At 32.7% G+C, this 11,093-nt stretch carries 12 protein-coding genes and 1 tRNA gene; 10 read left to right on the forward strand and 3 right to left on the reverse strand.

Annotated elements, in window-relative coordinates; translation table 11 throughout:
* Window positions 1-81: 81 nt before the first annotated feature.
* Window positions 82-1,530, forward strand: coding sequence for a glyceraldehyde-3-phosphate dehydrogenase (locus tag GFJ99_RS08880; protein WP_153208407.1), 1,449 nt, complete (start codon window positions 82-84; stop codon window positions 1,528-1,530).
* Between the two features lie 524 nt (window positions 1,531-2,054).
* Here GFJ99_RS08880 and trxB read toward each other — a convergent pair.
* Together trxB and GFJ99_RS08890 are read right to left on the reverse strand one after the other, a co-directional pair.
* Window positions 2,055-3,002 (reverse strand): thioredoxin-disulfide reductase, encoded by a 948-nt coding sequence (gene trxB / locus GFJ99_RS08885; RefSeq protein WP_153208408.1) that lies wholly within the window; start codon window positions 3,000-3,002, stop codon window positions 2,055-2,057.
* 133 nt (window positions 3,003-3,135) lie between these two features.
* A tRNA-Pro gene (locus GFJ99_RS08890) sits at window positions 3,136-3,210 on the reverse strand.
* Between the two features lie 190 nt (window positions 3,211-3,400).
* Between GFJ99_RS08890 and udk the strand changes: the two genes are divergently transcribed.
* The 6 genes from udk to scpA are packed head-to-tail and all read left to right on the forward strand — an operon-like array spanning window position 3,401 to window position 8,533.
* The gene (gene udk, locus GFJ99_RS08895) at window positions 3,401-4,009 is read left to right on the forward strand and encodes a uridine kinase (protein ID WP_008256668.1); all 609 of its coding nucleotides are present in this window, start codon (window positions 3,401-3,403) and stop codon (window positions 4,007-4,009) included.
* 2 nt (window positions 4,010-4,011) lie between these two features.
* Entirely contained in the window at window positions 4,012-4,377 is a 366-nt protein-coding gene (locus tag GFJ99_RS08900) for a septum formation initiator family protein (RefSeq protein ID WP_153208409.1), read from the forward strand.
* A gap of 11 nt (window positions 4,378-4,388) precedes the next feature.
* A complete protein-coding gene (locus tag GFJ99_RS08905; protein ID WP_162523959.1) occupies window positions 4,389-5,750 on the forward strand; it encodes a methylmalonyl-CoA mutase subunit beta in 1,362 nt (453 codons plus the stop codon).
* A 27-nt stretch (window positions 5,751-5,777) separates the two neighbouring features.
* Entirely contained in the window at window positions 5,778-6,098 is a 321-nt protein-coding gene (locus tag GFJ99_RS08910) for a hypothetical protein (RefSeq protein WP_008256662.1), read from the forward strand.
* On the forward strand, window positions 6,088-6,381 hold the full coding sequence (locus tag GFJ99_RS08915) for a type II toxin-antitoxin system RelE/ParE family toxin (RefSeq protein ID WP_008256661.1): 294 nt from the start codon (window positions 6,088-6,090) through the stop codon (window positions 6,379-6,381). Before GFJ99_RS08910 ends, GFJ99_RS08915 begins: the two co-directional genes overlap by 11 nt.
* A gap of 10 nt (window positions 6,382-6,391) precedes the next feature.
* Window positions 6,392-8,533 (forward strand): methylmalonyl-CoA mutase, encoded by a 2,142-nt coding sequence (gene scpA / locus GFJ99_RS08920; protein WP_153208410.1) that lies wholly within the window; start codon window positions 6,392-6,394, stop codon window positions 8,531-8,533.
* A 92-nt stretch (window positions 8,534-8,625) separates the two neighbouring features.
* Here scpA and GFJ99_RS08925 read toward each other — a convergent pair whose 3' ends face one another.
* Window positions 8,626-9,192: a hypothetical protein gene (locus tag GFJ99_RS08925; protein WP_238990089.1), complete on the reverse strand. Its 567-nt coding sequence runs from the start codon at window positions 9,190-9,192 to the stop codon at window positions 8,626-8,628.
* Window positions 9,193-9,343: 151 nt separating this feature from the next.
* Between GFJ99_RS08925 and GFJ99_RS13875 the strand changes: the two genes are divergently transcribed.
* Genes GFJ99_RS13875 through GFJ99_RS08935 form a run of 3 tightly spaced genes read left to right on the forward strand, consistent with a single transcriptional unit; the run spans window position 9,344 to window position 11,084 of the window.
* Window positions 9,344-9,466, forward strand: coding sequence for a hypothetical protein (locus tag GFJ99_RS13875; protein WP_008256657.1), 123 nt, complete (start codon window positions 9,344-9,346; stop codon window positions 9,464-9,466).
* Window positions 9,467-9,949, forward strand: a complete 483-nt coding sequence (locus GFJ99_RS08930) for a DUF6169 family protein (protein WP_153208411.1) — start codon at window positions 9,467-9,469, stop codon at window positions 9,947-9,949.
* Between the two features lie 7 nt (window positions 9,950-9,956).
* The gene (locus GFJ99_RS08935) at window positions 9,957-11,084 is read left to right on the forward strand and encodes a methionine aminotransferase (protein ID WP_153208412.1); all 1,128 of its coding nucleotides are present in this window, start codon (window positions 9,957-9,959) and stop codon (window positions 11,082-11,084) included.
* Window positions 11,085-11,093: the final 9 nt, after the last annotated feature.

The raw sequence follows: 11,093 nt of genomic DNA on the forward strand, positions 1-11,093 counted from the left end.
GACTAAAAAAAATTAAAATAAATTTTACGAAAACGTTTGAAATATATACTTTTGCACCACAAAACAACACATAATTATTTCATGAGCAATATCTCTTTATACGAAAAAGAATTAGCTTTTCAGGCAGACAGAAGAAAAGCTGGTGTAGAATTCATTAAAATTATCAGTGATTTATGGTATGACAAATCAATTGAATTGGTTCTATTCCGCAATCAATTGATTGACAAAAACGTAAGTGAAATTATCAACTTACACGAATATGCTGGTGCTTTTGTTGAAAAACCTATTAACGTTTTCGACTCTGTTGAAATTGCAAGTGCAATTGTAGATTTAGATTTACCACCTTCAAGAATTGATATTGGAAAATTAACTTACGAATATCATTTAGAAGATGACAAATACAATGATGCAAAAGCCTTTGTAATTGACAAATTAAAAAATGCTAAAAACTTTCAAGAAATAAAACCAAAAGATGTGGTTCTTTATGGTTTTGGTAGAATTGGTCGTTTATTAGCTCGTGAAATCATGTCTAAAATTGGAAAAGGACAACAATTACGCTTAAGAGCGATTGTAACTAGAGATAAAAATGATGCCGTTTTATTAGAAAAAAGAGCTTCATTATTGCGTTACGATTCTGTTCATGGTGATTTTCCAGGTTCTGTAATTGCTGATCCAGAAAATAATGCTTTAATAATTAATGGAACAACCGTTCATATCATTACAGCTAATTCTCCAGAAGAAATTGATTATACAGCATATGGCATTGAAGATGCATTAGTAATTGATAATACAGGAGCATTCACTACAGAAGAAGCATTAAAACGTCATTTAACTTCTAAAGGAGCTGATAAAGTTTTATTAACAGCACCTGGAAAAGGAGTTCCTAATATTGTTTACGGAGTAAATCATGAAGATTATAATCCAGATGAAGTAAATATTTTCTCTGCAGCTTCGTGTACAACAAATGCTATTACACCTGTTTTAAAAGCTGTTGAAGATACTTTAGGTGTTGTAAAAGGACATTTAGAAACAATTCACGCTTATACAAATGACCAAAACTTAGTAGATAACATGCACAAAAAATACCGTAGAGGTCGTGCTGCTGCTTTAAACATGGTTATTACCGAAACTGGTGCCGGAAGTGCTGTTGCAAAAGCATTACCTGCATTAGCTGGAAAATTAACTTCAAATGCAATTCGTGTGCCAGTTCCAAATGGTTCATTAGTAGTATTGAATTTAGAAGTTGAAAAAAACACTTCTATTGAAGAAGTAAACAACATTATGAAAAAATACGCTTTAGAAGGTGATCTTGTAGAGCAAATTAAATACTCTTTAAACAACGAGTTAGTATCTTCGGATATTGTAGGAACATCAGCTCCTGCTATTTTTGATAGTAACGCAACTATTGTTTCTGGAGACGGAAAAAACATTGTAATGTATGTTTGGTACGATAACGAATATGGTTATAGCCACCAGGTTATACGTTTAGCAAAATACATTGCTAAAGTAAGAAGATACAGCTACTATTAGTAGATAGTTTTAAAATTTTAAAAGCTCTTGGTGGAAACTAGGAGCTTTTTGTTGTTTTAAAACAAATTATTATTAAATTAGATATACTAATTATTTTTTGCATGATTTATAATCATTTATTTGTAAACATTTATTCACTAGCTTTAAAATCGAAAGCCAACAGAGACAATCCTTTAATAATATCTTTATTATTTGTATTTCTATGTTTCATGTTTAATATTCAATCACTTTTTATTTTATTTAAATTAAAAAACGAAATCTTAGAAATCATTTTGTTAACTATTTTGGGAGGATTAATTATCTTGAAATACTCTTACAATAAAAATTATGAAAAAATTTACAATGCGTACACAAAAATAAATCCTAGATCCAAAACAATCGAATCTATATTTATTGTTTTAATATACTATTTAACAAGTTTAACGATGTTATTTCTTAGCGCTATATTTGTAAATAAAGATTGGATTTTTAAATAAAAAGCTCCTATTTTTCAATAGGAGCTTTTGGTTTTTATAGTATTGGAATTACTCTTTTGCCGCCATATAACGTTCTGCATCTAAAGCTGCCATACAACCTGTTCCTGCAGCTGTAATAGCCTGACGATACACATGATCTGCAGCATCACCTGCTACAAAAACACCAGCTACATTTGTTTTTGAACTTCCTGGAACATTTACAATGTAACCGGTTTCATCTAACGTAATATAATCCGCAAAAATATCTGTATTTGGTTTATGCCCAATCGCTACGAAAAATCCTGTTGCTGGAATTTCTTTTACTTCTCCAGTTGCTCTATTTTTAGCTCTTACACCAGTTACCACTTGTCCGTCACCTAAAACTTCTTCGGTTTCAGTATGCATTAAAATTTCGATGTTTTCTGTTTTTTGTACACGTTCAGCCATAATTTTAGAAGCTCTAAATTTATCGCTACGAACCAACATCGTTACTTTTTTACATAATTTAGAAAGGTAATGTGCTTCTTCACACGCGCTGTCTCCTGCTCCAACGATTACAACTTCCTGATTTCTATAGAAAAATCCGTCGCAAACCGCACAAGCAGAAACACCACCACCTAGTTTTAAGTAATGTTGCTCCGATTCTAATCCTAAATATTTTGCAGAAGCTCCAGTTGAAATAATTACTGTTTCCGCATGAATTTCAATAGTATCATTAATCCACACTTTATGAATAGCTCCAGAAAAATCAACTTTTGTAGCCCATCCATCACGAATATCAGAGCCAAAACGTTTTGCTTGCTCTTGTAACTGAACCATCATTTCAGGTCCGGTTACTCCTTCAGGATATCCTGGAAAATTTTCAACTTCATTTGTAGTTGTTAATTGTCCGCCTGGTTGTTGTCCTTGATATAAAACAGGATTCATATTTGCTCTTGCTGCATATATAGCTGCAGTGTATCCTGCAGGTCCTGAACCAATTATTAAACATTTTACTTTTTCAATTGTATCTGACATAACTTATAATCTTTTAAGAATAGCAAATGTAAGTTTTTAATTAAAAATAATTCTTAAAAATAGATTAGAATTAATTATAAACGTATAGTTTTTAACAATAAAAAAACCTCCTTGAGTAAACAAGAAGGTTTCGTCGGGGTGGCAGGATTCGAACCTGCGGCCTCCTGCTCCCAAAGCAGGCGCGATAACCGGGCTACGCTACACCCCGTATTAGCGAGTGCAAATATATAACTAATTTCTATTGTATCAAAAAAATCAATTATTTTTTTTAAAATAAATTATTTAACATCAATAACCTATATTTTTTTAGCACTTATTCCAAAAACTTTCTTATCAAAACAAAAAAGACCTAGAATATTATTTCTATTTTTGCTAAAATAATCAACTTTAGAATCTTTATGCTTATTATAGGAATTGCCGGCGGTACCGGAAGTGGTAAAACAACAGTTGTACATCAGATTATGAACGAGTTACCTTCTTCAGAAGTGGGTATTATCTCTCAAGATTCTTATTATAAAGAAACACATCATTTAAGCTATGAAGAACGTACCAAAATCAATTTTGATCATCCAAGAGCTATCGATTTTGAACTTTTAGTTGCTCATTTAAAAGAACTAAAAGCAGGTCACACTATTGAACAACCCGTTTATTCTTTTGTAACTCACGATAGAACAGATGATAAAATTATCACACATCCAAGAAAAGTAATGATCGTTGAAGGTATCTTAATTCTAACCAATCCTGAATTAAGAGATATGTTCGATATTAAAGTTTACGTGCATGCCGATTCTGATGAAAGATTAATACGAAGATTAAAACGTGATATTGCAGAACGTGGAAGAGATATGGAGGAAGTTTTAAATCGTTATCAAAACACTTTAAAACCTATGCACGAACAATTTATCGAACCTACAAAAGCTTTTGCAGACATTATAATTCCTAATGACAAATACAATACAGTAGCTATTGATGTTGTTAGAGCTGTAATTAACCAAAGAATTGCATAATTATGAAAAAACTCAAAAATTTAATTTCCAAATATCCGTTCCTAAAATTTTTAGTGAATCGGTATATTTTGGTATTAATTCTTTTTGGGATTTGGATGATGTTTTTTGATAATTATTCCTATTTAGAACATCGTGTTTTAGATAAAGAAATTAATGAAATTGAAGACAACATTAATTATTATAAAAACGAAATAAAAAAAGACAGTACGAGTATCAAACATCTAAAAAATGATGATAGAGTTGAAAAATATGCTCGTGAAAAATATTATATGAAGCGTGAAAACGAAGATATCTATATTATTGACTTTGAAGACAATAAAAAAGATTCTACCGAAACATTTCGAGAAAAAACAAATAGTAACAATTAAATATATAATTCGTGACTAATCATAAACTATTTTCAGAATTTGATTTTATTTCCACCAAACAATGGAAACAACAAATTCAATTTGAACTAAAAGGAGCCGATTACAACGAAACTCTTGTTTGGGAAAGTCCAGAAGGCATAAAAGTAAAACCGTTTTATCATAACGATGAATCGGAAGTAAATTTAAATGCAATTATTCCTTCAGATCCTTTTGCAATTGTGCAAAATATTTTTGTACATGATATACAAAAATCAAATTCACGTGCAATTGACACGCTAAAAAGAGGAGCAGAAAGTATTCGTTTTACAATTGAAAACGAAACAATTTCTATTGATGATTTGATGCAAAATCTTCCCTTAGAAAAAGTAATCTATTACTTTAATTTGCCTTTTCTATCAATCGATTTCGTATCCAAAATCAATGATTTTGCTTCAAAAAACAAGGCCAACATATCCATTCAAATTGACCCAATAGGACAATTAGTAAAAGAAGGAAATTGGTTTGAAAACCTTGAAAAAGATTTTGATAAGCTAAAGAATATTGCAACTAAAATAGCAATTCCTTTTTTAACTATTTCTAGCGGAATTTATCAAAATGCTGGTGCAAATATGATTCAGCAATTGGCATACACTTTAGCACATGCAAACGAATATTTCAATAGAATTTCAGCAATCAATCAACCTATTACAATTGAAGTCGCTGTTGGAACGAATTATTTTTTCGAAATAGCAAAACTAAGAGCCTTACGTCTTTTATTCAATACATTAGCATCAGAATACAATCATAATTTCGATTGTCATATCATCGCAACTCCCACAAAACGTAACAAAACGATATACGATTACAACGTAAACATGTTACGAACTACAACAGAATGTATGGCTGCTATACTAGGCGGAACAAACGGAGTTGCCAATTTAGCATACGATGCTTTATATCATAAAGACAATGAATTTGGAGATCGAATTGCAAGAAACCAATTGTTAGTTTTAAAACATGAAAGTTATTTTGATAAGGTAAACAATCCTGCTGATGGCGCTTATTACATTGAAACGTTAACGGAACAATTAGCCGAGAAAGCCTTAGAATTATTTAAAGATATCGAGAAAAACGGCGGTTTGATTTCGCAATTAATCGATGGAACGATTCAAAGAAAAATTAACGAGAGCGCACAAAAAGAACAAGAGCTTTTTGATTCAGGCAAAGAAGTTTTGTTAGGAACTAACAAGTATCCAAACAAAAACGACCAAATGAAAAACGATTTGGAATTATTTCCATTTGTAAAACAAAACGCTAGAAAAACGCTAATCACACCGATTATCGAAAAACGTTTGGCTGAAAAATTAGAACAAGAAAGATTAGCTTCGGAATAATTTCGTAACTTTCAGAAAAAGAAGACCATGGAAGCAATTAGAAGATTTGTAAAAGTAAAAAATCATCAAGTAAACATCACTTTACCTGAAGATTTCAATGCAGAAGAAGTAGAAGTGATAATTCTTCCAACTTCTAAGGAATATCAAATTCCACAATGGCAAATTGATGAAGTTAGAGAACGAACCGAAAATTATTTAAAGAATCCTTCAGTTGGAATTGAATTTGATGATAATACTTTATCTGACGAAGATAAAAAGTTATTGGATTTTAGAGCCAATCAACCAAAAGAAGACTTCATTTCAGGAGAAGAATCAATAAACAGATTGAAGAAAAAATATGGAATATAAGGTTATTGTTTCGCCATTAGCAAATAATGATATTGAAAAAATTACCGACTTTTATGAAGCTATAACTATTGAAATTGTGGTCAGATTTTTGGAAGAACTTGAAGAAGCATACAAAGTTTTAAGTATAAATCCTCATTTCCAAATTAAATATAAATCATATAGGTCGATTCCTCTAAAAGTTTTTCCTTTTATATTAATTTTTGAAATTGACGAATACAATAAAGAAATAAAAATATTAAGTTGCTTTCATACATCTAGAAGCACCAAAAAATACCCAAAATAGTTTTATAACTATGAGAAAAGATATACAACATTTAAAGTTAAAAGTTAAAAGTCAGAAGTTAGAAGTTTCTCCAAACTCTAAACTCCAAACTTTAAACTCATTTACCACTGCAGAAGGAATTGAGTTAAAGTCAACCTATTCTAAAGAAGATATTTCCAATTTAGAACATATTGGTTTTGCTGCTGGTTTTGCACCAAATTTACGCGGACCTTATGCAACTATGTACGTTCGCAGACCATGGACGATTCGTCAATATGCCGGATTTTCAACAGCGGAAGAAAGTAATGCTTTTTACAGAAGAAATTTAGCGGCTGGACAAAAAGGCTTATCAGTTGCCTTTGATTTAGCTACGCACAGAGGTTACGATTCTGACCACGAACGAGTGGTTGGTGACGTTGGAAAAGCTGGAGTTGCCATCGATTCGGTGGAAGATATGAAAGTACTTTTCGACCAAATTCCGTTAGGTGAAATGTCGGTTTCGATGACTATGAATGGTGCGGTTTTACCCATTATGGCATTCTACATCGTGGCTGCGGAAGAACAAGGCGTTGCTCCTAACCTATTGTCAGGAACAATTCAGAATGATATTTTGAAGGAATTCATGGTGCGAAATACCTATATTTATCCACCAACGCCTTCTATGAAAATTATTGCGGATATTTTCGAATATACGAGTAAAAATATGCCAAAATTCAATTCGATTTCGATTTCGGGTTACCACATGCAAGAAGCCGGGGCTACTGCAGATATTGAATTAGCGTACACTTTAGCAGATGGTTTGGAATACATTCGCACCGGTTTAGCTGCTGGAATGGATATTGATACTTTTGCTCCTCGCCTTTCGTTTTTCTGGGCGATTGGAATGAATCATTTTATGGAAATTGCTAAAATGCGTGCCGGCCGTATGCTTTGGGCAAAACTATTGAAACAATTCCATCCAAAAGACGAAAAATCATTAGCTTTAAGAACACATTGCCAAACTTCGGGTTGGAGTTTAACGGAGCAAGATCCTTTTAATAATGTGGCTCGAACTGCGATTGAAGCTGCTGCAGCAGCCTTTGGAGGAACCCAATCATTACACACCAATGCTTTGGACGAAGCAATTGCTTTACCAACCGATTTCTCAGCTCGAATTGCTCGTAATACCCAAATCTTTTTACAGGAAGAAACTAAAATCTGTAAAACGGTTGACCCTTGGGCAGGAAGTTATTATGTAGAAAGTTTAACAGCAGAAATTGCTGAAAAAGCTTGGGCTTTAATTGAAGAAGTAGAAACTCTTGGCGGCATGACAAAAGCCATTGAAGCTGGTATTCCTAAACTACGAATTGAAGAAGCTGCAGCACGCAAACAAGCACGTATTGACAGCAGTCAAGATATTATTGTTGGGGTGAACAAATACCGTTTGGAAAAAGAAGATCCGTTACATATTTTGGATGTGGATAACCAAATGGTGCGCAAACAACAAATTGAACGTTTAGAACAAATCAAAGCCACTCGTGATAACGCTAAAGTTACCGAATGTTTAGCAAAATTAACCGAAAGCGCTAAAAATGGTGGTGAAAATTTACTATCTTTAGCAGTAGAAGCAGCACGAAACAGAGCTACATTAGGTGAAATTAGTGATGCTTTAGAAGTAGTTTTTGGAAGATATAAAGCACAAATTAGAAGTTTTAGCGGCGTGTATAGTAAAGAAATTAAGAACGATGAAAGTTTTGAAAAAGCAAAACAATTAGCCGATGCTTTCGCGAAGAAAGAAGGTCGTCGTCCTCGTATTATGATTGCGAAAATGGGACAAGACGGTCACGATCGTGGTGCAAAAGTAGTAGCAACAGGTTATGCCGACGTAGGTTTTGACGTAGACATTGGCCCATTATTCCAAACGCCACAAGAAGCTGCGAAACAAGCGGTTGAAAATGACGTACACATTTTAGGCGTTTCTTCTTTAGCAGCCGGACACAAAACTTTAGTACCACAAGTAATCGAAGAGCTAAAAAAATACGGAAGAGAAGATATTATGGTCATTGTTGGCGGTGTAATTCCACACCAAGACTATCAATTCTTATTCGACGCCGGAGCTGTAGCGGTTTTTGGTCCTGGAACTAAAATTAGCGAAGCGGCGATTACGATTTTAGAGGTTTTATTGGAGGAATAAATAAAAACTTGTCATGCTGAACTTGTTTCAGCATCTAAAAATAAAAACACCAGCAGAAATGTTGGTGTTTTTGTTATAACATAATAATTAAATTATCTTTCAATTAAATTCACAACAGCTAAAATCCCATCATAAAAATCAATACTTTTCACTTCTTCAAAAAAGTCAATTTCGGTTTCGTGAGGTAAAAAATCGGAGATGATGCGCACGATAAAATCTTGTGGTTTCTTCAAATATTTAAACGTGTAATCTTCCATATTAACAACCGTTTTTTCGCCTAAATCGGTTGTTCTTACAAACTTATCCGAAGTTAAAGAAGACAAACAAGGTAAATTTAGCTTTGGCTTTTCGGTGATAATGGGTTTTCCGTTTTCAAACAAGCCGCCTTCGTAACCGTATAGCGAAGCATTGGTAATTTCGATAGGTTTTCCTAAATGCAAATAATCGGGCAAATGAGCTTCTTTTCCAACTACAGCGGCAAAACCCATTAACACGCAAATATCGTGAGGAGGCATTTGCATAATCGCCTTAGCCGTACTTTCACGACCAATTCCAGAAACGATTATTTCGTAGGTATGATTCAAATTGGGAATTCGAGCTAAAGCATTTAGTACTTTTTCACGCTCAATTTCCATCGGTGTTAGGATAATTACTTTCAAAATCTTAGAATTAAACTACAAAATAAAGTAATTTGAAGAAATTAAAGTATGTATATTCTCGAAAAATATAAAATCAAATTTAATACTCTCAAAAAGAATAAATTGGAATAATTTTTGAGAATATTACAAAATAATATACATTTGCATAACTATGAAACAAACAGTTACAATAACAGCAGATATCAAAATGGCTGCTACATTAAAAAAAATGGTTGCTTTGAAAAAAGAAAACCGTGAAATTGTTGTGGCAAAAATTAAGGCTTCAAAAAAATAAATGAGCACGAATTCATATTCATATACAAAAGAGGGCAATGACCCTCTTTTTACTTTTTTAACCAAGCATGGTTTAGAATATTATGTTTCGTTTAAGAAAATGGATTTAGAAAATGAGAATTTCAATAGACTTTATGCCATAGATTTTGGAGAATTAAACAACAAGAAATTCATAAAAGACGATTTGATTGAAAATACAATCATTGAGATTATTTTCGATTTCTTTGCATCTTATCCTGATAGTTTACTACACTATGTTTGTGATAGTTTAGATAACAAACAACTTTTTAGAAGTAAACTATTTGACAAATGGTATTCCAAATCAGATAATAAAGAATTTTCAAAATTGGAAATCAATTATGAAATCCCTGAGGAAGAAATTCGTTACAAACTCGAATTCGTATTCAAAAATGAGTTTCATAATATCGAAATAGTAAAACAACATATCAAAACACAACTTGATGATTTTTCAAGTATGAAATAATTATCTCATGTCAAAACTACCTAACATCACCACCAGTATTTTTTCCGTAATGTCGCAATTAGCGAATGAACACGGAGCTATTAATTTATCGCAAGGATTTCCCAATTTTCCTGAAGACGAACGTCTGTTGCAAATTTCGGAGCGCTTAATTCGTTCGAATATTCATCAATATACACCAATGGCAGGTTTGCCTTCGTTATTGGAAAAAATTGCAAATCAAACGTTAAAACAATACGGTAGAAAAGTCAATACCGCAACTGAAATACTGATTACTGCTGGTGCTACTCAAGGTGTTTTTACAGCAATAAATACATTTGTTTCAGCTGGAGACGAAGTTATTATTTTAGATCCAAGTTATGATAGTTATGAACCTTCGGTTTTGGTAGCGGGTGGAAAACCAGTTCGAGTGTCATTGAATTTAGACTATACACCTAATTTTAATACCATTGAAGCTTCGATTACTCCAAAAACAAAAATGATTGTGGTAAATAATCCGCATAATCCTACAGGCAGAATTTGGACAGAAAGTGATTTTGAATCTTTAGAAACGATATTAGAGAAACATCCTCAAATCCTTATTTTAGGAGACGAAGTGTATGAATACATTACGTTTTCGCAACCGCATATTTCGTTTAATACACGACCGAAGTTAGTAAACAGAACCATAATTGCTTCTTCTTTTGGAAAATCGTTACATGTTACGGGTTGGAAAGTGGGCTATTTAATTGCGCCTGAAAATTTAATGTACGAAATGAAGAAAGTACACCAATTTTTGGTGTTTAGTGTCAATAGTTTTTCGCAACACGCTATAGCTGAATATTTGGATGTGGTTGATTTTAGTGAAGTTTCGAAAATGTATCAAAAAAAGCGCGATTTATTTCAGGGACTTCTAAAAAATAGCCGTTTTGAACTAATGCCTTGTGATGGAACGTATTTTCAGGTAGTCAATTACAATGCAATTTCTAAAGAAAATGATGTGGATTTTGCAAAAAAACTTATTACAAAATTTGGTGTTGCCGCCATTCCAATATCTGTTTTTTATGAAGACGCTACAGACAGACACATGTTGCGTTTTTGTTTTGCCAAAACCGATGAAACATTAATTGCTGCTGCGGAAAAATTATGCTTATTATAAATGAAAATC

Source organism: Flavobacterium sp. LMO6, from assembly GCF_009495795.1.
Taxonomy (GTDB): domain Bacteria; phylum Bacteroidota; class Bacteroidia; order Flavobacteriales; family Flavobacteriaceae; genus Flavobacterium.